General features: G+C 76.0%; 23 protein-coding genes. 16 read left to right on the top strand and 7 right to left on the bottom strand.

The genetic code is table 11. The features are described from left to right. Window positions 1–7: 7 nt before the first annotated feature. The 5 genes from AB0G11_RS23320 to AB0G11_RS23300 form a co-directional block, all read right to left on the bottom strand. Window positions 8–1,228, bottom strand: a complete 1,221-nt coding sequence (locus AB0G11_RS23320) for an NAD(P)/FAD-dependent oxidoreductase (RefSeq protein WP_219508456.1) — start codon at window positions 1,226–1,228, stop codon at window positions 8–10. A gap of 102 nt (window positions 1,229–1,330) precedes the next feature. Further along, window positions 1,331–3,751: a serine/threonine-protein kinase gene (locus AB0G11_RS23315; protein ID WP_357588126.1), complete on the bottom strand. Its 2,421-nt coding sequence runs from the start codon at window positions 3,749–3,751 to the stop codon at window positions 1,331–1,333. A gap of 78 nt (window positions 3,752–3,829) precedes the next feature. Next, complete coding sequence (locus tag AB0G11_RS23310) at window positions 3,830–5,560, bottom strand: ABC transporter ATP-binding protein (RefSeq protein WP_357588124.1); 1,731 nt, start codon at window positions 5,558–5,560, stop codon at window positions 3,830–3,832. Beyond that, window positions 5,557–8,145, bottom strand: a complete 2,589-nt coding sequence (locus AB0G11_RS23305) for an ATP-binding cassette domain-containing protein (protein WP_357588122.1) — start codon at window positions 8,143–8,145, stop codon at window positions 5,557–5,559. The genes AB0G11_RS23310 and AB0G11_RS23305 overlap by 4 nt, the downstream gene beginning before the upstream one ends. 104 nt (window positions 8,146–8,249) lie before the next feature. After that, entirely contained in the window at window positions 8,250–9,602 is a 1,353-nt protein-coding gene (locus tag AB0G11_RS23300) for a S41 family peptidase (protein ID WP_357588120.1), read from the bottom strand. An 88-nt stretch (window positions 9,603–9,690) separates the two neighbouring features. On the opposite strand from AB0G11_RS23300, the gene AB0G11_RS23295 reads away from it, so the two are divergent. The 7 genes from AB0G11_RS23295 to AB0G11_RS23265 all read left to right on the top strand — a co-directional run bounded on the left by AB0G11_RS23295 (window position 9,691) and on the right by AB0G11_RS23265 (window position 15,589). Then, window positions 9,691–10,344 (top strand): response regulator transcription factor, encoded by a 654-nt coding sequence (locus AB0G11_RS23295; protein ID WP_219508461.1) that lies wholly within the window; start codon window positions 9,691–9,693, stop codon window positions 10,342–10,344. After that, window positions 10,341–11,414 carry an ATP-binding protein gene (locus tag AB0G11_RS23290; RefSeq protein ID WP_219508462.1) on the top strand — a complete coding sequence of 358 codons (1,074 nt, stop codon included), beginning with the start codon at window positions 10,341–10,343 and terminating at the stop codon, window positions 11,412–11,414. The genes AB0G11_RS23295 and AB0G11_RS23290 overlap by 4 nt, the downstream gene beginning before the upstream one ends. Window positions 11,415–11,494: 80 nt before the next feature. Beyond that, complete coding sequence (locus AB0G11_RS23285; RefSeq protein ID WP_357588118.1) at window positions 11,495–12,031, top strand: hypothetical protein; 537 nt, start codon at window positions 11,495–11,497, stop codon at window positions 12,029–12,031. Window positions 12,032–12,064: 33 nt separating this feature from the next. Continuing rightward, window positions 12,065–12,706: a sugar O-acetyltransferase gene (locus AB0G11_RS23280; protein ID WP_357588116.1), complete on the top strand. Its 642-nt coding sequence runs from the start codon at window positions 12,065–12,067 to the stop codon at window positions 12,704–12,706. Beyond that, complete coding sequence (locus AB0G11_RS23275) at window positions 12,703–13,272, top strand: TetR family transcriptional regulator (protein WP_219508464.1); 570 nt, start codon at window positions 12,703–12,705, stop codon at window positions 13,270–13,272. Before AB0G11_RS23280 ends, AB0G11_RS23275 begins: the two co-directional genes overlap by 4 nt. A 38-nt stretch (window positions 13,273–13,310) precedes the next feature. After that, window positions 13,311–14,510 (top strand): MFS transporter, encoded by a 1,200-nt coding sequence (locus AB0G11_RS23270; protein WP_219508465.1) that lies wholly within the window; start codon window positions 13,311–13,313, stop codon window positions 14,508–14,510. Window positions 14,511–14,596: 86 nt separating this feature from the next. Next, complete coding sequence (locus AB0G11_RS23265; protein ID WP_357588114.1) at window positions 14,597–15,589, top strand: alpha/beta hydrolase; 993 nt, start codon at window positions 14,597–14,599, stop codon at window positions 15,587–15,589. A gap of 24 nt (window positions 15,590–15,613) precedes the next feature. Here AB0G11_RS23265 and AB0G11_RS23260 read toward each other — a convergent pair whose 3' ends face one another. Beyond that, on the bottom strand, window positions 15,614–16,120 hold the full coding sequence (locus AB0G11_RS23260; RefSeq protein WP_357588112.1) for a DinB family protein: 507 nt from the start codon (window positions 16,118–16,120) through the stop codon (window positions 15,614–15,616). Between the two features lie 92 nt (window positions 16,121–16,212). Here AB0G11_RS23260 and AB0G11_RS23255 point away from each other — a divergent pair, with 92 nt between their 5' ends. Next, window positions 16,213–16,791, top strand: a complete 579-nt coding sequence (locus AB0G11_RS23255) for an XRE family transcriptional regulator (protein WP_219508468.1) — start codon at window positions 16,213–16,215, stop codon at window positions 16,789–16,791. Between the two features lie 7 nt (window positions 16,792–16,798). Here the strand turns inward: AB0G11_RS23255 and AB0G11_RS23250 are convergent, their stop codons facing one another. Beyond that, complete coding sequence (locus AB0G11_RS23250) at window positions 16,799–17,761, bottom strand: alpha/beta hydrolase (RefSeq protein WP_219508469.1); 963 nt, start codon at window positions 17,759–17,761, stop codon at window positions 16,799–16,801. A gap of 389 nt (window positions 17,762–18,150) precedes the next feature. Between AB0G11_RS23250 and AB0G11_RS23245 the strand changes: the two genes are divergently transcribed. The 8 genes from AB0G11_RS23245 to AB0G11_RS23210 are packed head-to-tail and all read left to right on the top strand — an operon-like array spanning window position 18,151 to window position 26,462. After that, window positions 18,151–18,498, top strand: coding sequence for an NADH-quinone oxidoreductase subunit A (locus AB0G11_RS23245; protein ID WP_357588110.1), 348 nt, complete (start codon window positions 18,151–18,153; stop codon window positions 18,496–18,498). Window positions 18,499–18,532: 34 nt separating this feature from the next. Continuing rightward, on the top strand, window positions 18,533–19,939 hold the full coding sequence (locus AB0G11_RS23240) for a hypothetical protein (protein WP_357588108.1): 1,407 nt from the start codon (window positions 18,533–18,535) through the stop codon (window positions 19,937–19,939). Next, on the top strand, window positions 19,936–20,838 hold the full coding sequence (locus AB0G11_RS23235; protein WP_357588106.1) for a complex I subunit 1 family protein: 903 nt from the start codon (window positions 19,936–19,938) through the stop codon (window positions 20,836–20,838). Before AB0G11_RS23240 ends, AB0G11_RS23235 begins: the two co-directional genes overlap by 4 nt. Beyond that, complete coding sequence (locus AB0G11_RS23230) at window positions 20,838–21,341, top strand: NADH-quinone oxidoreductase subunit J (RefSeq protein ID WP_219517880.1); 504 nt, start codon at window positions 20,838–20,840, stop codon at window positions 21,339–21,341. Before AB0G11_RS23235 ends, AB0G11_RS23230 begins: the two co-directional genes overlap by 1 nt. Window positions 21,342–21,350: 9 nt before the next feature. Beyond that, on the top strand, window positions 21,351–21,656 hold the full coding sequence (gene nuoK, locus AB0G11_RS23225; protein ID WP_219517881.1) for an NADH-quinone oxidoreductase subunit NuoK: 306 nt from the start codon (window positions 21,351–21,353) through the stop codon (window positions 21,654–21,656). Further along, a complete protein-coding gene (locus tag AB0G11_RS23220) occupies window positions 21,653–23,623 on the top strand; it encodes a proton-conducting transporter membrane subunit (RefSeq protein WP_357588104.1) in 1,971 nt (656 codons plus the stop codon). The genes nuoK and AB0G11_RS23220 overlap by 4 nt, the downstream gene beginning before the upstream one ends. Further along, window positions 23,620–25,101: an NADH-quinone oxidoreductase subunit M gene (locus tag AB0G11_RS23215; protein ID WP_357588103.1), complete on the top strand. Its 1,482-nt coding sequence runs from the start codon at window positions 23,620–23,622 to the stop codon at window positions 25,099–25,101. The genes AB0G11_RS23220 and AB0G11_RS23215 overlap by 4 nt, the downstream gene beginning before the upstream one ends. Next, window positions 25,098–26,462 carry an NADH-quinone oxidoreductase subunit N gene (locus AB0G11_RS23210; RefSeq protein ID WP_357588101.1) on the top strand — a complete coding sequence of 455 codons (1,365 nt, stop codon included), beginning with the start codon at window positions 25,098–25,100 and terminating at the stop codon, window positions 26,460–26,462. Before AB0G11_RS23215 ends, AB0G11_RS23210 begins: the two co-directional genes overlap by 4 nt. The last annotated feature ends 2 nt before the right edge of the window (window positions 26,463–26,464 follow it).

Raw genomic sequence — 26,464 nt, 5'->3', positions numbered from 1 at the left:
CGGGCGGTCAGCGGGAGACGCTGGTGGCGCTGCGGCGCGGCCCGGCGTAACGCCAGAAGAAGTTGAGCAGCACGCTGGCCCGGTTGCGCCCGCCCAGCAGGTAGGACACGTGGATGAAGATCCACACCAGCCAGGCCGGGAACCCGCGCACGGTCAGCCCGTTGGGCAGTTGCAGCACCGCCTCGCCCTTGCCCACGGTGGCCATGATGCCCGGGTCCCGGTAGGAGAACCGCTGCGGCGGCCGGCCCTGGATGGCCGCGGCGATCTGCCGGCCCGCGTGGTCGCCCATCTGGATCGCCGGCTGGGCGAGCTGCGGCTGCGGCTCGGGCTGACCCGACAGGTCGCCCGCCACGAAGATCTCCGGGTGGCCGGGCACGTTCAGTGCGTCGGTGAGCGTGATCCGGCCGCCCTTGCCCTGCTCCAGGCCCCAGCTCCCGACCTGCTCGGGGGCCGTCACGCCGAGCGCCCACACGGTCAGGTCGCTCGGCAGCCGCGTGCCGTCGCTCAGCAGCACCGCGTCCTCCTCGACCGCCGCGACCGTGGAGCCCAGGCGCAGCTTGACGCCCCGCCTGCGCAGCGCCGCCGCCGTCGCGTCCCGCAGCCTCGGCTTGTACGGGGCCAGCACGTACTCGAAGCGCTCCACCAGCGTCACGCTCGTCCGGTCGGGGCCGATCTCCGGATGCGTCAGCGGCAGCGTGCGCCGGCGCAGCTCGGCCAGCGTGCCCGCCATCTCCACCCCGGTCGCGCCCGCGCCCACCACCACGACGTGCGTGCTCTTGCGGCGGCCGAGCGCCGTGTCCTCCAGGTACTGTCCCAGCCGGTCGCGCAGCGCCGCCGCGTCGTGCAGCGAGTAGATCGGCAGCGCGTTCGCCTCGGCGCCCTCGATGCCGAGCCAGTTGGTGGTCACGCCGGTGGCCAGCACAAGATAGTCGTAGTCCAGCCCCGTCCCGTCCTCGAACTCCACCCGCCGCTCGTCCGCCAGCACCCTGGTGAGCGTCGCCCGGCGGGTGCGCACGTTCGGCCACTTGGCGGCGAACGTGCGGATCGGGTACGACACGTCCGACAGGCCCATCCCGGCGGTGGCGACCTGGTAGAGCAGGGGCTGGAAGGTCGAGTACGGGTTGCGGTCGACCAGCGTCACCAGGGCGCCGGCGCGGGCCAGCCTTTTCGTGGCCGCGAGCCCCGCGAACCCCGCACCCACGACCACGACCCGCGCTCTCTTCACCATGATCCGGTCCTTCCCTGAAACGCCGATCCGGAAAATCGTCCAATACCCTTTGTTTCCCGGTATGTGCGTCTTTTGGTGGACCAGGGTCGGCAACCACGCGGGTCACGTACCTCCCAGACTCCACACGTACAGGACCCCGCCCCCCGCGCCCGCGACCACGGGACGGCCGGCGACCTCCGCCAGGGCCAGCGCGCGGACCTCCGGGCCGGTGGTGAGGAGCTCGCCGATGACCTCGCCCGTGTCGAGGTTCCAGACGCGCACGTACGTGCCGCCGCCAGGACTGTGCGCGACCACCGCGACCGGCACCCCGTCCAGTAGGCCCGCGACCAGGGCGGCGGTCCCGCGCGCGCCGAACGACCACTTCCCCGACCGCTTCCCGCTCGCCAGGTCGTGGACCCGCAGGGTGGCGTCCAGGTGCGTGGAGACGAGCAGCGTGCGGCCCTCCCGCTCGACGCAGGCCAGCCGTTCGACGCCGCCGATGTCCCCGGTGCGGAAGTCGTGCGCCACCCCGCCGCCGGACAGCCCGCGGACGCGGACCCGGTTGCGGCCGTCGGCGGTGACGAGCACGTCGCGGCCGTCCAGCCTGCCGAACGCCAGCGCGCCGATGCCCTGGAAGTGCTCGCCCATCGGCTTGCCGAGCTGCTCGCCCCCGGCGACGTCCCACAGGCGGGCGACGCTGTAGAGGTCCCTGACGAGGTCGTACTTCTGGGAGATCGCCACCGCCTTGCCGCCCGCGAGCGTGACGCCGATGATCGGGTCGCCGGCGCCGTGGCGGGCGTCCGGGCCCCACACGCGCATCCGGCCGTCGGCGTGCCCGGACACCACCCGGTCGCCGTCCTCGCACGCGACGCACGTCACGGCCGCGCCGCCGTCGCCCAGCCTGGCCATCCGGGCGGCGGTGGCGGTCGTGCTCAGGTCCCAGGTCAGGACCGTCCCGTTGCCGGTGCCGCACGCGACCCGCGCGCCCGAGGCGGCGAGCGTCACCGGCGTGCCGCTCCCGCGCGGCAGGGTGACGGGCTCCACGACGAACGACCCGAACGGCACGGGCTGCGGCGCCGCCGTGGCGGGCGCGGTGGCCGCGCCCGGGGTGCCTTCGGTCGCGGTGGGCGTCGCCCCGGCGGTCGCCGTGCCGGTCGTGCCCGTGGTGCCGGTCGTCCCGGTCGTGCCGGGGCTCGCCGTACGGGCGGTCCCGGTCGCCGTGGGGTCCGCCGGTCCGTTCGCCTCGAAGACGCCGCTTCCCGGCCGGAGGATCGCGAACGCCGACACCGCCGCGGCCGCCGTCGCCGCGACGCCCCCGATGAGGACCCGCCGGCTCACCGCCCCGCCCCGCCCCGCCACCGTCTCGGGCTCGCCGGAGGACGACGCGGTATGAGCTCCGGGCCCCGGCGGCAAGGCCCGCTCCGGACCACCCGCCCCCGGCGCCCCGAACGGCGGCACGGGCGCCCCGGGCCCGTACGGCCCCTGCGCACGCGGCGCCCCGGGCGCCGCGCCGTACGCCCCCTCCGGCTTCCGGTCCGCCCGCCCGGCATGGCCGCCCCCGCCGCCCCCGCCTTGCGCCGGCCCCTGCCCGGCGTCCTGGGGCGCGCTGTACGAGCCCTGCCCTGACGGCCGCGCCTGCCCGGTGCCGGGGCCGGGACGTACGGACCAGGCGGGGTCGGGGTGTGCTGGCCGGCGGGGTGGTCCGGGCGGGGGATGAGGCGCTGGGCGGCGCCGGGGCGCGCCGGACTGGGTGAGGGCGGCGAGCAGGTCGGCGGGGGCCGGGCGGGCGGCGGGCGACTTGGCGAGGCAGGCGCGGATCGGCTCGGCGAGGTGCGGCGGGACGCCGGTCAGGTCGGGTTCGTCGGTGAGGATCGCGTTCAGGATGACCGGCACCGTGCCGCCCGCGAAGGGCGGCCGCCCGGTGGCCGCGAACACCATGGTGCCCGCCCAGCTGAACACGTCGGACGCCGGCCCGACCCGCTCCCCGGTGAACTGCTCCGGCGACATGTACGTGGGCGTGCCGACGGGCCCGGACGCGTGCGTGGTGGCGTCGAGCGCCTTGGCGATGCCGAAGTCGATGACGGTGGGCCCCTCCGGCCCCATCAGCACGTTGCCCGGCTTGAAGTCGCGGTGCACGATCCCGGCCCGGTGGATGGCGGCCAGCGCGGTGAGCGTGGCGATGGCGAGCCGGTCCAGCCCGCCGCCGGTGCGCGGCCCGGAGGAGCGCACGAGCGCCTGGAGGGTGTCTCCGGCGACGTACTCGCTGACGATGTAGGGCCGCTCGTCCAGCGTGCCGACGTCCAGCACGGCCGCCGTGCAGAACGCAGCCACGCGGCGCGCCGCCTCGACCTCGCGCAGGAAGCCCCGGGTGACGTCGTCGTCGTGGCCCAGATGGCTGTGCAGCAGCTTGATCGCGACCGGGCGGCCGTCGTCGGCGGTGCCGTGGTAGACGACGCCCTGGCCGCCGGAGCCGAGCACCCCGGTGAGGCGGTAGCCGCCGATCCGCTCGGGGTCGCCCGGGCGGAGCGGCCGGATGTCCGACATCCCACTCCTTTCCGGACCTTTCATGAACGACCACACGATAGGCCCGGCCGTACCCGGGGCGGAAGGCGGCAGCCGCGGTCAGGCGAGCGTCCAGGCGGCGGCCTGCTCGCGCTGCCGCCAGTAGGCGGCGAAACGCCCGCCCCGGGCCAGCAGCTCGGCCGGGGCGCCCGCCTCGGCCACCCGCCCGTCCTCCAGGAAGACCACCTGGTCGGCGCGGGCGATCGTGCTGAGCCGGTGGGCGACGACGACGGTGGCCCGCCGTCCCGCCGTCGACTCCAGCGCGGCGACGACGGCCCGCTCGTTGGCGGCGTCCAGGGCGGCCGTGGCCTCGTCGAGCAGGAGCAGCGGCGCGTCCTTGAGCAGGGCGCGGGCGATGCTCACCCGCTGGCGTTCGCCGCCGGACAGCGCCGCGCCGCGTTCGCCCACGCGGGTGTCCCAGCCGTCGGGCAGCCGTTCGATCACCTCGTCGAGCCGGGCCGCCGACGCCGCCTCGCGCACCCGCTCGTCCGGCGCGTCCGGGTCGCCGAGCCGGACGTTGTCGTAGAGGCTCGCGTCGAAGAGGTAGACGTCCTGGAAGACGATGCCGAGCCCGCCCATCAGCGCGGCCGGGTCGTAGCGGCGCACGTCGTGCCCAGCGACCAGCACGCTGCCCTCGCGGGCCTCGTGGAAGCGGGCGACGAGCGCCAGCAGCGTCGACTTGCCCGCGCCCGACGGGCCGACGATCGCCGTGGTGGTGCCGCGCTCCACCGTGAACGAGACCCCGGCCAGCACGTCCCGCCCCGGCTCGTGGCCGAAGCGTACGTCGCGCAGCTCCAGGGCGGGCGCGCCCGGGTCGGGCACGACCGGGGCGGGGGCGTCCGCGCCGAGCACCGGCGCGTCGAGCACACTGCGGACCCGCGTCAGGGTGCCGCGCAGCGCCTCCATCGCCGGGGAGAGCTCCGCCAGCGTGGCGAACGGCTCGGCGAAACGCACCGCGACGATGACGAGCGCGACCACCTGCGCGCCGCCGAGCTCGCCGGTCACGCCCAGCACGACCGCCGTCGCCACCAGGCCGAGCAGGGCCGCCTGGGTGGCCAGCCCGAACAGCACCTGCCCCGGCAGGCTGAAGCCGATCAGCCGCAGCGCCGCCGACCGCTGCCGGTCCAGCGCCCGGCCCACCGCCGTGCCGCGCACGCCGGTCCGCCCGGCGGCGCGCAGCGCGGGCTGGGCCTGCGCCAGCTCGATGACGCGCTGCCCCGCCTCGGCGGAGGCCGCCGTGTAGGCGTCGTCGGCCGCGCGCAGGCACCGGCCGCTCGCCCACATGGCGCCCAGCAGCACCGGCGCCGCCGCCAGCGCCACCAGGCCGAGCGGCCAGGCGACCAGCAGCAGCCCGGCCCCGATCAGCGGCGGCGTGATGAGCGCCCCGGCGACCGGCGTCAGCAGGTGCGCCACCCCCTGGCACAGCTCGCGCCCCGACGAGGTCAGCGCCCGCTGCGCCTCGGCCCGCCGCCCGGCGGTGAACCAGCCGAGCGGGATGCGCTGGAGCCGGTCCACGACCCGCGCCTCCATGCCGGACAGCAGCTCGAAGCCGATCGCGAACCCGGCGGCGGCGACCGCGCGGTCGGCGGCCCAGCCCGCCGCCACCAGCGCCGCCAGCAGCGCGATCCAGCCCGCGGCGGCGCCGGGCCCGGCGGAGAACAGCGCGCCGAGCAGCGGCACCAGCGTGAGCACCGCCCCCGCCCGCACCGCCGCGCTCACCACGAGCAGGACCAGGTAGCGGACGACCGCGGCCCGGTCGCCGGCCAGCCGGAGCACGTCGAAGATCATCATGTCAGGGTCTCCAGGGGAGCGGCGGCGGCCTGCCACAGGTCGCGGTAGAGGCCGGGGGCGGCCAGCAGCGTCTCGTGCGTGCCACGCTGGACGACCCGGCCGCCGTCCAGCACCACGATCGCGTCCGCGCCCGTGATCGTGTGCAGCCGGTGCGCGATGACCACGACGGTACGGCCCGCGACCAGCTCGCTGATCGCCCGCTGCACCAGGTGCTCGGACTCCGGGTCGGCGAACGCCGTCGCCTCGTCCAGCACGAGCACCGGCGCGTCGGCCAGCAGGGCGCGCGCGATCGTCAGCCGCTGCGCCTCGCCGCCCGACAGCCGCGCCCGCTCGCCGAGCACCGTGTCGTAGCCGTCCGGCAGCCGGGCGATCCGGTCGTGCACGTGCGCCGCCCTGGCCACCCGTTCCACCTCCTCCCGGGAGGCGTCCGGCCTGGCCAGCGCGATGTTGTCGTGGACGCTCGCCCGGAGCAGGGACACGTCCTGGAAGACGAACCCGACCGTACGGTGCAGCTCGGCCTGCGACAGCTCGCGCAGGTCGACGCCGTCGACGGTGATCCGGCCGGCGCCCACGTCGTGGAAGCGCGCCAGCAGCGCGGCGAGCGTCGACTTGCCCGCGCCGCTCGGCCCCACGAGCGCCGTCACCGTCCCCGGCGCGAACTCCAGGTCGACACCCGACAGCACCGGCCGCCGCGCGTCGTAGCCGAACCCCACCCCCTCGAACCGGACCGTACGGCCCGCCGCCCCGGGAAGCGGCCGGGGCAGCCGCGGCTCGGGCAGCTCCGGCTCCACCAGCAGCAGGCCGATGCGCCGCGCCGCCGCCAGCGCGTCACGTACCGAACCCAGGCCGAACGCGGCAGCCAGCAACTGGCTGCCGAACGTCGCGCCGAGCAGCAGGAACGGGAGCAGGTCCGCGGTGGCGAGCAGGCCCCCCGCCGCCATCGGCGCGCCCGCCACGACGATCAGCAGCAGGCTCGTCAGCGGGCGCGTCACCAGGTCGACCGCCGTCCGGCGGCGGACCAGCGGCCGCTGCCACCGCTCCAGGAACCGCGCCCGCTCGCCCAGCAGCGCCCGGAAGCCGCCCGCCGGGCCCGCGTCGTACGCCCTGACCACGGTCAGGCCGTCCACGTACGAGACCGCCTCCGCGCCGACCCGCCGCTCCCACACGGTGAACCCGGCCAGCTCGGCGGCCGACGCCTGCACCATGCGCGCCGACATGACGAGGTAGGCCAGCAGCGGCGCCAGCAGCACCGCCGCCAGCGCCGGCGAGACCGTGAACAGGTAGACCAGCACCGCCAGCGGGGCCACCAGCGCCGCCACCACGTCCAGCACAGCGTGCGTCACCAGGTAGTGCACGCTCTCCGCGTCGTCCTGGACCGCCTGCTTGACCCGGCCGGAGGAGCGCTCGGTGAACCAGCCCAGCGGCAGCCGCGCCAGCTTGCCCACCACGTCCGCGCGCACCCGGTGACCGAACCGCGCGTCGAGCACGTGCATCGCCGCCACCAGCAGGCCCGCCAGCGCCGCGCCGCCGCCCATCAGCGCCAGCGCCCCCACCCCCAGCCCGGCCAGTCCCTCCGCCTGCGGGCCGGCAGTGAGCAGGCGGCGGCACAGCTCGACCAGCAGCAGGTAGGGCGCGAGCTGCACCAGGCTCACCACGGCCTGGAACGCCCCGGCCAGCAGGAGCCGCCCCCGCAACGGCGCCAGCAGCCGCGCCCCCGCCCGCGACCGCCACCCCGCCGAGGCCGCAGCGCCCACCCCCGAGCCCGCGCGCCCAGCGGGCGCGCCCGCCGATGCGCCCGCCGCCGTCGGCGTCGCGGGGTGGTTTCGCGTGGTGCCGGTGGTGGGGGTTTCCTCACCGGGGGTGTGGTCGCGGCCGGTGCCCATCGCCTGGCCGCGGATCCAGTACGCGCGGGCCTTGACGTCGCCCCGGGGGAAGCCGAGGTCCTTGAGCCGGGCGCGGACGTGCTTGGTGGCGGCCGATTCGGCGGTGACCCAGGCGTACCAGTTGGACCAGTCGCGCTCCTCGATGGCGTCGGCGAGCGCGGCGGGGTCGCCGGTGGCGGGCTGCCAGGTGACCGTGGCGCGGGGGTGCGGCGTGACGGGGATGAGCGTGTCGTGCTCGTGGTGGCGTTCGAGGTGGACGCGTACCTCGGCGGTGTCGGGCAGGGCGGCGAGGATGGCGTTGATGCCGGGCAGCGAGGCGGCGTCGCCGACGAGCAGGTAGCCGTCGGGCGCGGGGTCGGGCGGGGCGAAGTGCCCCGAGGCCCAGCGGGTGACCTGGACGGTGTCGCCGGTTCCGGCCTGGGCGGCCCAGGCGCTGGCGGGTCCGGCGGGCTCGTGGATGAGGAACTCGATGCTGACCCGCCGCGTCTCCGGGTCGGGGTCGAGCAGCGTGTAGCCGCGCTGGTGCTCGCGCCCGGGCCGGCGGGGGTCGGGCACCCAGAGCCGTACCCAGCTCGCGGGCTCGATCGGCTGCCCGTCGAACAGCGTCGGCGCGTCGAAGGTGATGCGACGGTAGTGCGGGGTGACGTCGTCGACGGCGGCGACGGTGAGCGTGTGCTCCACGGCGCCGAAGGTCTTCATCATGGCCCCGGCGTAACCCCTGCTCGCCACTCGCTCTCCCAGGTAAGGCTTACCTTAGTTACGGGGCATAACATAGAAGAGCGAGCGGCACGGGCGCAACCGGCGTTTCAGCGCAGCAGGTCCAGCGCCTTGGCCAGGCCCGGGTCGCGGCCGGTGGCCAGGGCGAGGGCGGTCATCGGGGCGTGGTGGTCGGCCGGCGTGCCGATCGTGTCGATCGTCTCCCGGTTCGGACCGAGATGCCGGACTTTGGGCAGCCCCAGCACGGTGCCGTCGTCCAGCAGGTAGCCGGCGGCGGGCCCGGAGACGGCGCCGGCGGTGCGGGTCCCCACGATCGTCCCCAGCCGCAGCCCCTTCACCGCGGCGCTGAAGTCGTCGCAGGCCGACGCGCACCCCCGGTCGGCGAGCACGACCAGCCGGGCGCCGAGCAGCGGGACGCTGTCGTCCGTGCGGTTGGCCGCGCACTCCCCCTTCAGCGGGCAGAAGTAGCTGGTGACCTTGCCGTGCGCGAACGCGCCGAGCAGCCGCGTCACCTCCCGGGGCGACCCGCCGCCGTTGCCGCGCAGGTCGAGCACGACCGCCTCCGGCTTGTCCCGCAGCTCGGCCAGCACCTGGTCCGCGGCGCCGGGGAAGAACCCGGGCAGCTTCACGTACACGGCGCCGCCCGGCAGCTTCCTCGACGTGACCTCGTCGCGCGGCGGGTCGAGGGGGCCTTCGACGAGCCGTACGGTGCGGACCTGCCCGGACGTGGGCCTTTTGAGCGTCAGCCGGACGGACGGGCCCGGCAGGACGTCGAAGACGGTCGTGTTGGGCCGGTCGCCGACGAACACCGGGATGCCGTTGACCTTGAGCACGATGTCGCCCGGCCGGATGCCGGCCCGGTCGGCGGGGCTGTCGTCCAGGACGCGGGTGATGAACAGCGGCGGCCGGGCCGCGGGGTCGAACCTCGGCCCCTGCGCCGCCGACAGGCCCGCGATGCCGGTGCCGACCGGCCCGTCCCCCGGCCCGCCGTCCGGCGGCGGCGACGGGCGGGCCGTGCGGGCGTGGTTGTCCTGCAGCGAGTCCACCATGCCGGTGATCGCGGCCCGCAGCGCGGCGGGGTCGCCGTCGCCGAGGACCTTCGCGAACGCCGCCCAGTCGCCGTCGCGGTCGCCGGTCAGCGCGGGCAGGTGCAGCCCGGGCCGGTCGGCGCCGCGCCGCATCAGGTCCTGCGTGTAGGCGGAGAACGCGCTCTTCAGCAGCTCGCGCGGGTCCATCGCGGGGCCGCTGTAGTAGTGGTCGAGCACGCAGTGGTACGCCATCCGCAGGGTGTTCACGGTGGTGGGAGGCGGCGGCTGCGGCGGCGGCGCGGTCGCGGGGGCGCACCGGCCGCCGGGCTCCGAGGGACTGGACGGGCTGGGGACGGGTGCCGGGGACAGGGCGCAGGCCGCGGCGAGCGCGGCGGCGCAGAGTGTTCTGATCATGGCCGCCAGCGTGGCGGCCGCCCCGTTGCGCGGCTGTGAACGCGATCGTTAACGCCGCTGTTACGCCCGCCGCGATACGAACGGCGGCATGCGGGTTCTGGTGGCAGAGGACGAGCGGGATCTGGCCGATCTGGTGGCGGTGGGGCTGCGCCGTCACGCGATGGCCGTGGACGTGGTGTACGACGGCATGGCCGCCTCGCAGCGGCTGGCGGTCAGCGACTATGACGTGCTCGTGCTCGACCGGGACCTGCCGGGGACGCACGGCGACCTGGTCTGCCGTGAGCTGGTGGCGCGCGGCTGCCGGACCCGGATCCTCATGATGACGGCGGCCGGGTCGGTGCCGGACCGGATCGAGGGGCTGGGCATGGGCGCCGACGACTACCTGCCCAAGCCGTTCGACTTCGCCGAGCTGGTGGCGCGGGTGCGGGCGCTCGGCCGGCGCAGCGTGCCCGGGGTGCCGCCGGTGCTGACCAAGCATGGCATCGTGGTCGACACGCACCGCCTCCAGGCCGCCCGCGACGGCCGCCACCTGCACCTGTCGCTCAAGGAGTTCGCCGTCCTGGAGACGCTGATGCGGGCCGACGGCGCCGTGGTGAGCGCCGAGCGGTTGCTGGAGGAGGCGTGGGACGAGAACGTCGACCCGTTCACCACCGTGGTCCGGGTCGTGGTCAGCCGGCTGCGGGCCAAGCTCGGCGACCCGCCGTGCATCCAGACGGTGCCCGGCGCGGGCTACCTGCTGTGACGACGATCCGGGTCCGGCTGACGCTCGTCTACTCGGGGCTGTTCCTGCTGACGTCGGTGGTGCTGCTCGTCACCGTCAACCTGCTGCTGAGCCACGCGCTGTCCACCCGGGTCGGGCGGCTGCCCGTCCCGCCCCCCGCCGCCGAGGTCCCGCCCGGCGGCAGAGGCGGAGACGGGGTGCGGCCGCCGCTGCCCGAGCTGGTGGACGACGTGGTCGGCTACCAGTGGGAGGTGACGTGGCTGGCGGTCGGCGTCCTGACGCTGGTGTCGCTGCTCGCGGGCTGGCTGGTGGCCGGCAGGCTGCTGCGGCCCCTGCACCGGATCACCGCCACCGCCCGGCGGCTGTCGCTGTCGACGCTGCACGAGCGCATCGCCCTGACCGGGCCGCAGGACGAGCTCAAGGAGCTGGCCGACACCTTCGACGCCATGCTCGACCGGCTCGAACGCTCGGTGGACGCGCAGCGGCGCTTCATCGCCAACGCCTCGCACGAGCTGCGCACCCCGCTGGCCGTGCAGCGGGCCGCCATCGAGATCGGGCTGCCCCCGGACCTGGGGGAGATCCGCGACAAGCTGCTGACGCACAACCGCCGCAGCGAACGGCTCATCGACGCCCTGCTGCTGCTCGCCCAGGCCGAGCACGGCCTGCGCGAACGCGCCCCCGTCGCCCTGGACGAGGTGACCCGGCTGGTGCTGGCCGAGCAGGCGGGCGGCCCGGTGAGCGTCACGGCGCGGATCGAGCCGTGCGTCGTGGACGGTGACGCCGTCCTGCTCAACCGGCTCGTCACCAACCTCGTCGACAACGCCGTCCGCTACAACCGGCCCGGCGGGACCGTCGAGGTGACGCTCGCCGGCCGCCGCCTGACCGTCGGCAACACCGGCCCCGAGGTGCCGGCCGACCGGCTCGGCGACCTCTTCCTGCCGTTCCGCCGCCTGGACACGACCCGCGAGCAGGGCGCCGGGCTCGGCCTGTCGATCGTCGCCTCCATCGCCGCCGCCCACGGCGGCGACGTCCGCGCCCGCCCCAACCCGGGCGGCGGCCTGACGGTGACCGTCACCTTCCCACCCACCTGACCCGGTGTGCCTGCCCCCGACCCGGCCCGCCTGACCCCGGCCACCTGACCCGGCATGGCGCGGCACGGTATACAGGGCGGATGACGTTCGAGGTGCGCCAGTTCGAGCTGGCCCTGATGCACCGCATGCGCGACCTCAACCCGGCGCGGGTGGAGGAGGCGCTGGCCGCGATGGGCGCGACCCGGGCCGAGCTGCGCGACGCGCACGCCCGCTGGACCCGGATGGCGTACGCGCCCGGGGCGCCGAAGGGCGTCGCCGCGCTGCGCCGCGCCCTCGGCCCGCCGGCGCACCGGGGCGTCCGGCAGGCGGGCAGCCTGACGTGCGAGGTGTTCCGGTGGGCGCTGCCGTCGTGGCCAGGCATGGAGTTCGAGGCGCTGGCGGGCCCCGGCGGCGAGGTGTGGAACCAGTGGTTCGTCCGGCCGAGCCCCCGCGCAGCGCCCGCCTTCGGCGAGCTCGTCCCGTGGGCGTGCGTCGTGGCGGACCTCGCCGCCTTCCCCGGCGCGACGCAGGGCGAGGGCGGGGCGCCGCACCACTGGACGGCCGGCTTCACCCACGAGGGCGCGGGCTACCGGGCGCTGTTCGTGTACGGGCTGCTCCAGCGGCTCGACCGCGCCTGATCGGCAAAAATCGGCATGTGTACGCTTGTACGTATGATGCCTGATGCGGATGGCCGGACGATGCGCGAGCGGATGCTGGCCGGTGACCTGTACCTCGCCGACGACCCCGAGCTGGCCGAGCATCTCATGCGCGCCGCGGAGCTGACGGAGGCGTTCAACGCCACGCCGGCCCGGGACTCCGGCGAACGACGCCGCCTGCTCACCGAGCTGCTCGGCTCGGTCGGCGAGGGCACGGAGATCCGGCCGCCGCTGCACGTCGACTACGGCGGCCACATCCGCATCGGCGCCCGCTGCTTCGCCAACTTCGGCCTCGTCGCCCTGGACGTGGCGCCGATCACCATCGGCGACGACGTCCAGATCGGGTCGTACGTCCAGCTCCTGACCCCCACCCACCCGGTCGACCCGGAGCTGCGCCGAGCCAGGTGGGAGGCGGCCGCGCCCATCACCATCGGCGACAACGTGTGGCTGGGCAGCGGCGCGATCGTCCTGGCCGGGGTCACGATCGGGGACAACACCGTCGTCGGCGCCGGGGCCGTGGTCACCCGCGACCTGCCCGCCAACGTCGTCGCCGTCGGCAACCCCGCCCGCGTGATCCGCGCCACCGGACCCGCCGCCGGCTCCGATCCCGCCGCCGGACCTGCCGCCGGACCCGGTCCCGGTCCCGGCGCCGGATGACCGGCGCCACGCCGTCGCCCGGCCGGCGGCGTCCGCGCCGGCACGATCCCGGGCGGCGCGACCGGCTGATCGACGCCGCGCTCACCGTCATCGCCGAACGCGGCGTCGCCCGCACCACCCACCGCGAGATCGCCCGCGCCGCCGACGTGCCGCTCGGCTCGATGACCTACCACTTCGCCTCCCTGGAGGAGGTCCTGGCCGAGGCGTTCACCCGGCACGCCGACGCGGTCGCCCGCGTCTTCGACGAACGCCTGGCGGCCGCCGCCGACCGCGACGCCGCCGCCGAGGCCGTCATCGCCCTGGTGTCGGACGACCTGCTCGGCTCCCGGCGGGACTTCGTCCTGAGCGTCGAGCTGTACGTGGCCGCCGCCCGCGACCCCGCCCTGCGCGCCGTCACCCAGGCGTGGATGGCACGCAGCCGCCGCGCGCTGGAACGCCACTTCGACCCCACCACCGCGCGGGAGCTGGACGCGCTCATCGAGGGCCTGGTGCTGCACAGCGCCCTGTCGACCGACCCGATGACGCCGGAGCAGATCCGGCACGCCGTCCACCGCTTCCTGCGCTGACCGCGCACTCCCGCCCGTACCACCTGATCGGAATCTGCATGCCCGCCGCGCCCCCCACTGTCCAGGCCCGCCGCGCCCGCGCCGCCGTCGCGGCCCTGTTCCTCACCAACGGCGCCGTCTTCTTCAATCTCGTCCCCCGCTACCCGGAGCTCAAGGCCGACCTCGGCGTGAGCAACGCCGTGTTCGGCACCGCCGTGGCCGGGGCCCCGCTGGGCGCGCTCGTGGCGGGGCTGCTCGCCGGGGCGGCCATCCGCCGTCTCGGCTCGGCGCGGGTGGCGGCCTCGGGGATCGCCCTGACCGCCCTCGTGACGCTGCTGGTCTGCTTCGCGCCGAACTGGGTGGCCTTCGCCGGTGTGCTGTTCGCCGTCGGCGCCCTGGACGCCGTCGTGGACGTCGCGCAGAACGCCCACGGCCTGCGCGTCCAGCGGCTCTACGGGCGTTCCATCGTCAACTCGCTGCACGGACTGTGGAGTGTCGGCGCGGTGCTGGGCGGCCTGATGGGCGCGGCCGCCGCCGGGCTGCGCCTGCCCCTGCCGGTCCATCTGACGATCTCGGCGGTGCTGTTCAGCGTCGTCGCGCTCGTCGCGTACCGGTTCCTGCTCCCCGGCGCGGAGGACGCCGAGCGGCCCGCCGGAAGGCGAAACCCTGGCGGGCGCGGGTGGCGGGAGGCGTTTCCCGGGGCGGCCGTGCGGATGCTGGCCGTCCTCGGCCTGCTGGCCGCCTGCGGCGCGCTCGCCGAGGACGCCGGCGCGTCCTGGGGCGCCCTCTTCCTCAGCGGCGACCTGGGCGCCGACGCCGCCACCGCCGGGCTGGCCGTCGTCGCCCTCCAGACGGCCATGACCGCCGGCCGCCTGACCGGGGACCGCGTCGTGGACCGGTTCGGCCGCCGCGCCGTCGTCCGCGCCGGGGCGGTCCTGGCCGCCGCCGGGATGGGGGCCGCGCTCGCCGTGCCGTCGGTCCCGGCGGCGCTGGCCGGGTTCGCGCTGGCCGGGCTCGGCTTCGCCACCGTCGTCCCGGCCGCCATGCAGGCCGCGGACGAGCTGCCAGGACTGCCCGCCGGCACCGGGCTGACCGTCGTGAGCTGGCTGCTGCGCGGCGGGTTCCTGCTGTCGCCGCCCCTCGTCGGGGTGGTCGCCGACCTCGTCAGCCTGCGCGCCGGGCTGCTCACCGTCGTCGCGGCCGGCGCGCTCACCGCCGTCCTCGCCCGCGCCCTGCCGCGCCGGGAACCCGGGGGGTGAGCGGGATCACCGGGAGCGGCCGTCACACCCTGGACCGCCCGCCCGTCCGGACCATGAACGACTCGACGACAGAGACCGAGGATGACATGGTCCGCCCTGACGACACACCCCCGACCCGGGCCCGGCGGCCCGGACGCAGGCGCCGCTGGCCGCGCGTGCTGGCGGCGGCGCTCGCGCTGCTGGTGGCCGTGACGCTGTTCGGCGCGTACGGCTGGCAGCCGGCCGAGGACGGCCGCGCCTTCCGCTCGCCCTTCCTGGCCCAGGCCGGGTCCCGCTACGCCGACACCCCGATCGCCGCCTTCCACTACGTGAAGGCCGGGTCCGGCAGCCCGGTGATCCTGCTGTCGCCCGGCGGCACCTCGGTCATCGGCTGGAAGGACCAGCTGCCGGCGCTGGCCCGCGACCACACCGTGTACGTGGTCGACCTGCCCGGCCAGGGCTACACCCGGCTCAAGGACCCCGGCTTCGCCTACGACCTGGACGCGATGACCGCCGCCGTCGGGTCGTTCATGGACGCCGTCGGCGTGCGGCGGGCCGCCCTGGCGGGCAACTCCTGGAGCGGCGGCTGGGCCCTGGCCTTCGCCCAGCGCCACCCCGCCCGCGTCAGCAGGCTCGCCCTGCTCGACGCCACCGGCCTGGACCTGCCCGGCACCTGGATGTGGGAGTCGCTGAAGCTCCCCGTCGTGGGCGAGCTGGCCGTCAAGCTGTCCTCCGGCCGGTCAGCGGTGGAGAGCCTGGCCGAGGGCATGATGGTCAACAAGGAACGCGTCACCGCACAGCTGGTCGACGAGTGGTGGGCGCCGATGACCTTCCACGAGAACCTCCGCGCCACGTACCTGCTGGAACGCCGCCTCGACTGGGGGCCGACCGAGCGCGCCCTGCCCGCCACGAGGACGCCGGTCCTGGTGCTGTGGGGCGAGCAGGACACCGTGCAGCCGGTCGAGCGGGCCCGCCGCTTCGCCGAGCTGCTGCCCGACGCGCGGCTGGAGATCCTCAAGGGGTGCGGTCACGCGCCGCAGCTCGACTGCCCGGAGCCGGTCAACCGGCACCTGCACGCCTTCTTCGCCGCCTCCGGGTGACGAGGGCGGCCGGTCAGCGGCAGGTCAGCGGCCGGTGGAGCCGTCGATCCGCTCGCGCAGGATGTCGGCGTGGCCGGCGTGCCGCCCGGTCTCCTCGATCATGTGCACCAGCACCCAGCGCATCGACGGCGTCCCGCCCCGGCCCGGAGGCCGCGGGGCGGGCAGGTCCAGGTCGGGGCAGGCGTCGATGACCCGGTTCGCCTGCTCGACGGCCCTGCGGTAGCGGGCGAGCACGCCGTCCACCGTGTCCTCGGCCGTGGGCCGCATGGTCGCGGCCCAGTCGCCGGCGTCCTCGCCGAGGAAGTAGAAGCGTTCGACGTACGCCAGATGCCTGACGAGGCCGAGCAGGCTCGTGCCCGACGGCACCCCGGCGGTCCTGACCTGCGGCTCCGGGACGCCGTCGACCTTGGCGGCGACGGCGTCGCGCAGGTGGTCGAGGAAGCCCCGCAGCGTCGCCTTCTCACCGGTGGGCCGTGCCGGGGAGAGCCCCGCGTCCTCGCCGCCCGGCCGCTGGGTCCGGGTGGAATCCATGTGGGTCGCCCCCTTCGTCGGTGATGGACGGCCAGCATCGCCGCCGCCCTTCCCGGCTTGCAAGAAAAGTTGCGGATCCGCATCATCGGGGCATGGAACGCCCTGAAGAAGACGTCCTCGCCGGAGTCGGGCCGAGGCTGCGCGCCCTGCGCAAGGCGCGCGGCGCCACGCTGGCCGCGCTCGCCGGTGAGACCGGCCTCACCGCGAGCACCCTGTCCCGCCTGGAGAACGGCAGGCTCCGCCCCACGCTGGAGCAACTGCTGCCGCTGGCGCGGGCGCACGGCGTCCCGCTCGACGACCTCGTCGCCGCGCCGCCCACCGGCGACCCGCGCATCCACCTGCGGCCGGTGCGGCGGCACGGGCTGGTGCTGGTGCCGCTCACCAGGCGGGCCGGCGGCGTCCAGGCGTACAAGGTCGTCTACCCGCCCGCCGGGCGGGAGTCCACGACGAAGCTGCAGGCCCACGAGGGTTACGAGTGGTTCTACGTCCTCGACGGGGAGGTCAGGTTCGTGCTCGGCGAGCGGGAGTTCCGGCTCGGCGCCGGCGAGGCCGCCGAGTACGACACCCGCGTCCCCCACTGGATCGGCAGCGCGGGCAGCCGGCCGGCGGAGGTGCTCACGCTGTTCGGCGCCCAGGGGGAGCGCGCCCACCTGGCTCCGGCCAACTCCTGACCCGGCGTCACAGGCCGGCCAGCCAGCCGGTCAGGATGCGGTTCACCTCCTCGGGACGCTCCTGCTGCACCCAGTGCCCGCAGTCGTCCAGCAGGTGGGAGGCGACCAGGCCGGGCAGCGTCACGGGGAACGCCTCGACGGCGGCCGACAGCCACGTGGTGGTGGCGTCCAGCGCGCCCCCGACGAACAGCGACGGCTGCGCGATCGGCGCGCCCGCGTGAGCGGCCAGGTCCTCCCAGTCGCGGTCCATGTTGCGGTAGCGGTTGAGCCCTCCGGTCAGCCCTGTCCGCTCGAACTCGGCCGCGTACACGTCGAGGTCGGCCTCGCTCAGCCAGCCCGGCAGCGGCCCGGACGGGAACCGGTCGCGCATCCGGCCGCCCCGGCTCACGAAGTGCGGGTCCGGCGCGCCCGGCGGCGGCATGGTCCCGGCCGACAGGGCGGCGTAGACGCCGGCGAGCCAGCCGCGCACGTCCGGCTCGATCTCCGCCTCGGCCCGGCCGGGCTCCTGGAAGTAGGCGACGTAGAACTCCTCGTCACCGCCCATCCGCGCGAACGCCTCACTGGGCCTCGGCCCGCCCGGCGGCGTGTAGGGCACGCTCAGCATCGCGACGGCGGTGAACACGTCCGGCCTGAGCAGCGCGGCGTGCGCGGCGATCCCCGCACCCCAGTCGTGGCCGACGATCGCCGCCGTGTCCTCGCCCAGCCCGCGCACCGCCGCGACCGCGTCCTCCACCAGGTCGACCATCCGGTACGCGGCCACGTCCGCCGGCTTGGACGAGCGGCCGTAACCGCGCACGTCCACCGCGGCCGCCCGGTAACCGGCGGCCGCCAGCGCGGGCAACTGGTGCCGCCAGGAGTACCACGACTCCGGGAACCCGTGGACCAGCAGCACGAGCGGCCCCGCCCCCTCCTCCACCAGGTGGATCCGGCCCGCGGGCGAGGGAACGAGACGGTGGGCGTATTTCGGCATGTCATCCTCCAAGTGGTTCCCGCCGATCATCGGCGAAGCGGCGCGGTCACCGTGAATCCTGTTGCCGAACCGGCAAAAACACCCGTAGCCGCGCCCAGAGGAGGTTCCCCTGCCCGCGTGCGGGCACGGCGCCGGCGTCTCCGGCAGGGAACTGCGCCCGCTGTTCGCCGAGCTCGGCGAACGGCTGCCCTCCTGGACGGTGTGGATGTTGCGGACCGGGCCGGTGCCGTTCACGTATCCGATGTCCCGGCCCCTGCCTCTCGGCCGCGTCGCCGACGCCCTGACCGCCCGCGACGACGTGACCTGGTCCGACCTCTGAGGCGGGCCGTTTCGGCGGGCTGCTCTCGGGTGGCCGTTTCGGGGGGCTGGGTCCCGGGAAGCGACAGCGCATGGAAGCCTGGGCGGCCGTGCTCGGCCTGTTGCTGCTGCTCGCCGCCGGGATCGGCGGCGTGTACGGGGTTGCCGCGCTCCTGCGCCAGCCGCCCGCGCTGGACACCGGGCCGTTCCTGTCGGGCGGGCGGCCCGCCGAGCACGCCCTGTCCCGCTTCCACGTCCGCTGGTACGCCGTGACGCTCGTCTTCCTGGCCTTCGACATGGAAATGATCTTCATGTACCCGTGGGCCCTCGTCGTCGCCGAGATGGGCGCCATGGCCGTGGTGGAGATGTTCGCCTTTCTGGGCTTGCTCATGACCGGCGTCCTGTACGCCTGGCGCGAGGGCGCGTTCCGGTGGGCATGAGCGGGTGGGCGGCGGGAAGGGCGTTCCGGTGGGCATGAGCGAGTGGCTGGTGCGCCGGGCGGCCGTGCGTCCCCTCGTCGTCGCCGTGCCGTACGGCACCCGCGCGCGGCTCCTCGCCGAGGCCGCGCTGGCCGAACGCCACTGGTTGGCGGCCGGCTCGCCCGCCGCCGCGAACCTGCTGGTGGTGTGCGGACCGCCGTCGGGCCGCCTGGCGGACGCCGTCGAGACCGTCTGGGCCGCCATGCCCGGCCCCCGAGCCCGCGCCGACCTCCCCGCCGCCCCCACCCCCGCCCAGGTCGCCACCCTCCTGACCACCCCCCTCCACCACCCCACCTCCCAGACCCACCCCACCCCACCCGATACCGGGCACGGCGAGGGGCACGACCCCTCACCGGATGGGGACGGCGGGGCCCACGGAGCAGGTCACGGCAACGGGCATGGTGGCGGCCACGGTGGGGCTCACGGCGGGCATGGTGGGGGGCATGAGCATCACATGGGGAGTCCCGGTGGGCTGGCGATGGCGGAGAGGGGGCCGGATCGGGACGGGCTGACGCTCGACCGGCTGCACGTGCCGCTGGGGCCGGTGCTGCCCGACTGGCCGGCCGGGCTGGTCATCGAGACGACGATGCAGGGTGACGTGATCCAGGAGGCGGAGGCGCGCTTCGACGGCCCCGCCGACGGGGAGCGGTTCTGGGACGCGCCCTGGCTCGCCGCGGCGGCGGGCCTGCCGGTGACCCGGGGCGAGGCCGAAGCTCACCGGGCCGCCGCCCACCTGGACAGCCTCGGCCGCCTCCTGGCCGTCGCGGGCTGGCCTGCCGCCGCCGCCGAGGCCCGCCTCCTCCGCGACCACCTGGTCACCCGCGCCCTCCACCTCCCTCCCACCAGCCCGCCCCAAGCCCCGGGCCACCCCCTCACCGTTGAGGGAAACCCGCCCCACGCCGACCAGGTGGCGGGCGGGGAGGGGCGGCCACTCCGCCCCGGCCGCCTGCTGGGCGGGGAGGGGCGGTCGCTTCGCGTCGGCTACCTGGCGGCGGGGGAGGGGTTCCCGGGCCGTCGGGAGGGCGTGGGGGGAGGGCCGGGTGGGGAGGGGTGGGTGGTGGGGAGGTTCGCGCGGTTCGCGCGGCGGGTGCGGAGGTCGTGGGTGCTGCGGTGGATGCTGCGCGGGGTGGGGCGGGCCGACGGGGCGGCGCTGGGGCTCCGGGGGCCGGCGGCGTGTGACGGGGATGTGCTGGCGCGGATGGAGGCCTGGCTGGCGGCGGTCGAGGGGGCGCTGGGCCTGCTGGGCGATCGGTCGCCGCTGGCCGATGACGTGGGGCCGAGGGGGCCGGTGGGGGAGGGCGGCAGGCTGCTGGAGGTGCTGCCGCCGCTGCTGGCCGGGTGTGAGCTGGCGCAGGCGCGGCTGGTCGTGGCGGGGTTCGATCCTGACGGCGGGCGGCCGTGACCGTGGGGCCGCTGATCGGCTACGCGGTCACGCTGGCGGTGCTGGCGGTGGCCGCGGCGGCGTTCGACGCGGCTCTCGCCGCGCGGCCGGCGGCGTGGGGGAGCGCGGCGACGGCGCCGTTGCGGGAGGTGGCGCGGCTGCTCACCCAGCAGCGGCGGCGCACGGTGCTGCCGGATCTGGTGCTGCTCAGGGCGGGGGTGTGGAGCCTGCCGGCTGCGGCGGTGCTGGCGGGGGTGGTGCTGCCGCTGGGGGAGCGGCCGTTGGTGGAGTCGGCTGTCGGGGTCGTGTGGTTCAACGCCATGGAGGTGTGCGTCTGGGGCGCGGTGTGGCTGACGGGCTGGGCGCCGAACTCGGTGTTCCCGCTGGTCGGCGGCTACCGGTTCGTGGCGCAGGGCCTGGCGTACGAGCTGCCGCACATGTTCGCGCTGATCACGGCGGCGCTGGGGGCGGGGTCGCTGAGCGTGACGGAGGTCGCGGCCGCCCAGCGGGAGGTGTGGTTCGTGGTGTGGATGCCGGTGGCGTTCGTGATCTACCTGGTGTCGGCGCTGGCGATGGCGTTCTGGGGGCCGTTCGGGCAGCCGGTGGGCGGTGAGGTGGCGGGCGGGGTGCGGGTGGAGCTGGCGGGGCCGGATCGCCTGGTCTTCCAGGCCGGGCGGTACGCGCTCCTGGTGGTGGCGTCGGCGGCGGCCGTGCCGCTGTTCCTGGGCGGCGGCGCGGGGCCGCTGCTGCCGTCGTGGGCCTGGACGCTGGTCAAGACGGTGGCGGTGCTGGGCGTGCTGGTGTGGGCGGGCCGCCGGGTGCCGGCGGTGCGGATGGACCGGTTCACGCAGGCGTCGTGGCTGGTGCTGATCCCGGCGGCGCTGCTGCAGATGCTGGTCGTCGGGCTGGTGGTGATCTGATGGCGGTGGTGGCGTTCTGGGCGCTGGCGGTGCTGTCGGTGGCGGGCGCGGTGGCGGTGTTCACGGTGGACTCGATGGCGCGGGCGACGTTCGCGCTGCTGGTGTCGCTGGCCGCCGTGGGCGTGCTGTTCCTGCTGATCGATCTCGCCTACCTGGGGGTGCTGATCGTCCTGATGATGGTGATGGAAATGATGATCATGGCGGTGTTCATGATCATGTTCATGATGAACCCGGCCGGGCTGATGCCGATGACGATGGTGCACGGCAGGCGGTTCGCGCTGGCGGTCTCGGGGGCGGTGTTCGCCGGGCTGGCGGCGCTCGCGCTGCTCACCCCGTGGCCGGCCCGCCGGGGGACGCCGCCGCCCGACCCGGCGCACGCCCTCGGCATGTCGATCATGGGTCCGCAGATGCTGGTCATGATGGTCATCGGGGTGGCCATCCTGGCGACGATGATCGCCACCGTCGTGCTGGCGACCGACCGCGGCCGTTACGACCGCCGCTAGGGGGGCTCGATGGGGCTGGAGGCGTTCCTGCTGCTCGCCGCCGCGCTGTTCGCGGTGGGCGTGTACGGGGTGCTGTCGCAGCAGTCGATCGTGATGCTGATGATGGGCCTGGAGCTGATGATCAACGGCGTGATCGTGGCCGGTGGCGCCTTCTGGTACCACCTGGCGCCGGGCACCGCGGACGGGCAGGTGCTGGTCCTGGTGGCGGTGACCGTGATGGCGCTGGAGATGGCCGCGGGGTTCGCCGTCGTCACCGCCCTCTACCGGGCCCGGCAGGTCGACACCACCGACGAGGCGGGGGACCTGAAGGGATGAGCGCTCTCGCCTGGCTCCTGCCCGCGACCCCGGGCGTCGCGGGCGCGCTGCTCGCGCTGGCCGGGCGGCGCGCGGACCGGGTGGTGGCGGCGGGGGCCGTCGCGGTGACGGCGGTGACGCTGGCCCTCGCGGCGCTCGCCGCGGCGGTGCGGCCGATGTGGGGGACGACGCTGGTCGCGGTGGCGGCCCCGCCGGGCGGCACGCCGGCCGGGATCGCGGTGGACGGGCTGTCGGCGGTGATGGCGGTGACGGTGGCGGCGATCGCGCTGGCCGTGCTGGTGTTCGCCGCAGGTGACCTGCCGTCCGGTGCGGCGCGGGGCCGCTTCTTCGGGCTGATGCTGCTGTTCACCGGGGCGATGCTGCTCACCGTCACGGCCGCCGACCTGATGCTGCTGCTGACGGGCTGGGAGATCATGGGCGCGGCCTCGTACGCGCTGATCGGGTTCTGGTGGCGTGAGCACGGGCGGGTGCGGTCGGCGGGGCTGGCCTTCGTCACCACCCGCGCCGGGGATCTCGGGCTGTACGTGGCGGCGGGGTGCGCGTTCGCCGCGACCGGGACGCTGGAGCTCGCCGGGATCGCGCAGGCCGGGCAGCCGTGGCGGGACCTGGCCGCGGCCGGGATCGTGCTGGCCGCGCTGGGCAAGTCGGCGCAGCTCCCGTTCTCGTACTGGCTGTCGGGGGCGATGGCGGGGCCGAGCGCGGTGTCGGCGCTGCTGCACTCGGCGACCATGGTGGCGGCGGGGGCGTACCTGCTGCTGCGGGTGCAGCCGCTGCTCGCGGCCACCGGGTGGGCGGCGGTGGCCGTCGCGTGGGCGGGGGCGGTGACGGCGCTGCTGCTGGGCGCGGTGGCGCTGGCTCAGCGCGACCTCAAGCAGTTGCTGGCCGCCTCGACGTGCGCGCAGGTGGGGTTCATGGTGCTGGCGGCCGGGGCGGGGGCGGTGGCCGGGGGGACGGCGCACCTGGTCGCGCACGCGGCCGTGAAGAGCCTGCTGTTCCTGTGCGCGGGGGTGTGGCTGACGGCGCTCGGCACCGAGGCCCTGGCCGGGCTGCGGGGTGCCGGGCGGTGGCGCCGATCGGTGGGCGTGGCGTTCGCCGTGGGGGCGCTGGCGCTGGCCGGGGTGCCGCCGCTGTCGCTCTGGGTGACCAAGGACGCGGTGCTCGCCGGGGTGCCGTCGCCGGGCCTGTACGCGGTCGCGCTGGCGGCGGCGCTGCTGGCCGCCGCGTACGCGGCCAGGGCGCTGGCTGCGGTGTGGCGGCCGGGGACGTTCCCCACGGCGGCGGGGGAGCGGCGGGTGCCCCGCGCGGTGACCGGGCCGCTGCTCGCGCTCGCGCCACTGGCGGCCGGGCTGTCGGTGCTCGGGCTGCCCGCCGTGTACGCGGGCTGGCGGCAGCTCGTCGGCGCAGGCGGCGAGCCGGGGCCCGAGGTCGCGGGGCTGGTGGTGACGGGCCTGGCGGCGAGCGCCGTGACCGCCGCCGGATGGGCGATCGGCGTACGGGCGCGTCAGGGAACCGCGTGGCGCAGACGGGCCGCGGAGCTGGGACAGGGCAGGCTGGCGGTGGGGCTGCGGGGGTGGCTCGGATTGCGGCAGGGGGCGATCGGCGGGGTGTGGGAGCCGGTGAAGGCGCTGGCGGGGGCGCTGGCGCGGTTCGACGACCGGGTGCTCGCGCGTACCGGGGAGTGGCTGGCGGACGGGGTGACGGCGGCGGCCGGGGTGGCGGGACGGCGGGCCGAGGGGCTGCTCGACGGGGTCGTGCGCGGCGCCGCCGGGGCGCTCGGCGGGGCGGCGTGGCTCGGGCGGGGCCGGGTGGAGCGCCCGCTGGAGCATCTGGTGCGCGCGGTCGCGGCGGGCGCCGGGGCTTTGGGCCGGGCCGCGCGGCGCCCGCAGGCCGGGCAGGCGCACCTCTACCTGGCCCAGGCGGCGGCCGCGTTCCTGCTGCTCGCCGTCGTGCTGATGCTGGTGCGGTGACCGTGCTCACCGTGGTGATCTTCCTGCCGCTGGCCGCCGCGCTCGGCCTGCTGGCCGTGCCGCGCGTGCGCGGGCGGGCCGCGACCTGGGTGTGGATCGCGGTGTCGGCCGCCGACCTGGCGCTCGTGGCGGTCATGTGGGCCGGGTACCGGGGCGGGATCGGGTACGAGACGCGGCTGCGCTGGATCCCGACGCTGGACGCCGGCTACCACGTCGGCGTGGACGGGCTGTCGCTGCCGCTGATCGCGCTGACCGCGCTGCTGTTCCTCGTGTGCGGCGTCCACTCGCTGGGCGAACGGCGGCGCGAGCGGGCGCACGCGGCGCTGTTCCTGTTCCTGCAGTCGGTCTCGCTCGGCCTGTTCGCCGCGCTGGACCTGCTGCTGTTCTTCGTCTTCTTCGACCTGTCGATCGTCGGCATGTACTTCGTGATCGCCGGATGGGGGCACGGCGACCGGGCCAGGTCGGCGCTGACGTTCTTCCTCTACACCTTCCTCGGCTCGCTGGCGCTGCTGCTCGGCTTCGTCGGCCTGTTCCTCGGCGGCGGCACGTTCGACCTGGTCGAGCTGGCCCGCAATCCGCCCTACGCCGCGTCGCCCGGCGTCGCCTCGCTGGTGCTGCTGGCCGTCGGCGTGGGGCTGGCGGTCAAGACGCCGGTCTTCCCGGTGCACACCTGGCTGCCGCCCGCCCACACCGACGCGCCCGCCGCCGGGTCGGCGATCCTGGCGGGCATCCTGCTTAAGATGGGCACCTACGGCCTGGCCCGCGTCGCCATGCCCGCGCTGCCCGACGCCTGGCGCGCCCACGCGTGGCTGATCATGGCGATCGGGCTGGTCAGCGTGCTGTACGGGGCGCTGGTCGCGCTCGCCCAGCCGAGCCTCAAGCGGCTCGTGGCCTACACCTCGGTCAACCACATGGGCTACGTCGTGCTCGCCCTCAGCGCCGCCGGGCTGGCGCCGGGCGGCGGGCGGGCCGGGGAGCTGGCCGTGTCCGGGGCGGTCACCCAGATGGTCAGCCACGGCCTCATCACTGGGGCGCTGTTCCTGCTCACCGGCGTCCTGTGGGACCGGGCCGGCACGTACGACATGGACCGGTTCGGCGGCGTCGCGGGACGCGCCCCGGCGTTCGCCGCGCTGCTGGCCGTGGCCGCGTTCGCGTCGCTGGGGCTGCCCGGGTTCTCCGGGTTCATCGCCGAGTTCCAGATCTTCGTCGGCGTGATCGGCGCCGGGGCCGTCGTCCTGGGCGCCGCCGCCGTGCTCGGCATCCTCATCACCGCCGCGCTGTTCCTGCGCGCCCTGCAACGGGTGCTGCTCGGCGGGCCGGGCGAGCTCACCGGCCGCGTCACCGACCTGCGGCCCGCCGAGACCGCCGCCGTGGCGCCGCTGCTGGCGCTGTCGGTGCTCATCGGCGTCGCGCCCCGGTGGCTGCTGGACGTCATCGAGCCCGCCGCCGCCGCGCTCTCCTCGCTGGCCGGCCGGTGAACGACGACCCGGCCGCGCTGCTGCCCGAGCTGCTCCTGCTGGCCGGGGCGGTCGCCGGGCTGCTCACCGGCATGTTCGTGCCGCGCGGGCGGCAGCGCGCGGTCGCGTGGATCTGCGCCGCCGCGCTCGCCGCCGCCCTGGCCGTGACCGTCACCGCCACCGGGGGCGCCGCGTTCGGCTCGTACGCGCCCGACGCGCTCACCCAGGCGGCCCGCGCCGTCGTGGCGGGCGGCACGCTCCTGGTGATCGCGCTGGTGGCCGCCGAGGCGCGCGGGCACCGCCGCGAGGCCGAGGCGTACGTGCTCGTCATGCTCGCCGCCCTCGGCTCGGTGCTGCTGGCCGGGACCGGTGACCTGCTCGTCCTCGTCCCGGCGTACCTGCTGGCGAGCATCCCGGCCTACGCGCTCGCCGGGTTCGGCAAGGACGCGCCGGGCACCGAGGCGGCGCTCAAGTACTACCTGATGGGTGCGTTCCTGGGCGTGCTGATGCTGGCCGGCGTCACCCTCCTGTACGGCCTGGCGGGCGCCACCGGCTACCGGGCGGCCGGGGCGGCGCTCGCGCTCGCGCCCGGCGCGGCGGCGGCCTGCGCCGTGGTGCTCCTGCTGGCGGGGCTGCTGTTCAAGGCGGGCGGGGTGCCCGCGCACTTCTGGGTGCCGGACGTGGCCGAGGGCGCCCCCGTCGCCGTCGCCGCGTTCGTCACCACCGTGCCCAAGATCGGCGCGCTGGCGGCGCTGCTGCGCGTCGCGGATGAGCTCGGGCCCGGCGGCTGGGACGTCCTCGTCGCGATCGTCGCCGCCGCCACGATGACGCTCGGCAACCTGGCCGCCCTCCACCAGGACGATGTGCGCCGCCTGCTCGCCTACTCCACGATCAGCCAGGCCGGGTACGTGCTCGTGCCGGTCGCGGTCGCCCAGCACACCGCGCTCGCCCGCCCCGCCGTGCTGTTCTACCTGGCCGCCTACGCGGTCACGAACGTGGGCGCGTTCGCCGTGGTGGCCGCCACCGGGCGTGGCACGCTCGACGGCTACCGGGGGCTGGGGCGGGCCGCGCCGGGGCTCGGGCTGGCGCTCGTGGTGTGCCTGCTCGGGTTCGCGGGCATCCCGCCCGCCGCCGTGTTCGTCGGCAAGGTGCTCGTGTTCGCCGCCGCGTGGGACGGCGGTTACGCCTGGCTGGCCGTGCTCGTCCTGGTCAACACCGTGGCGAGCCTGTACTACTACCTGCGCTGGGTCGCCGTGGTGTTCCGCGGCGACCCGCCGGCCGCGCCGCCCCCGGGCCTGGCGCGCGCGGTCGCCTGCGTGGCGGCCGTCGCCTCGCTCGCCCTCGGGGTGGGCGGCGGCGTCCTGCTCGGCCGGGCCGCCTGAGC

It is taken from the genome of Nonomuraea sp. NPDC023979 (genome assembly GCF_040639085.1).
Taxonomy (GTDB): domain Bacteria; phylum Actinomycetota; class Actinomycetes; order Streptosporangiales; family Streptosporangiaceae; genus Nonomuraea; species Nonomuraea ceibae.
This window is presented reverse-complemented; position numbering and strand designations above follow the sequence as displayed.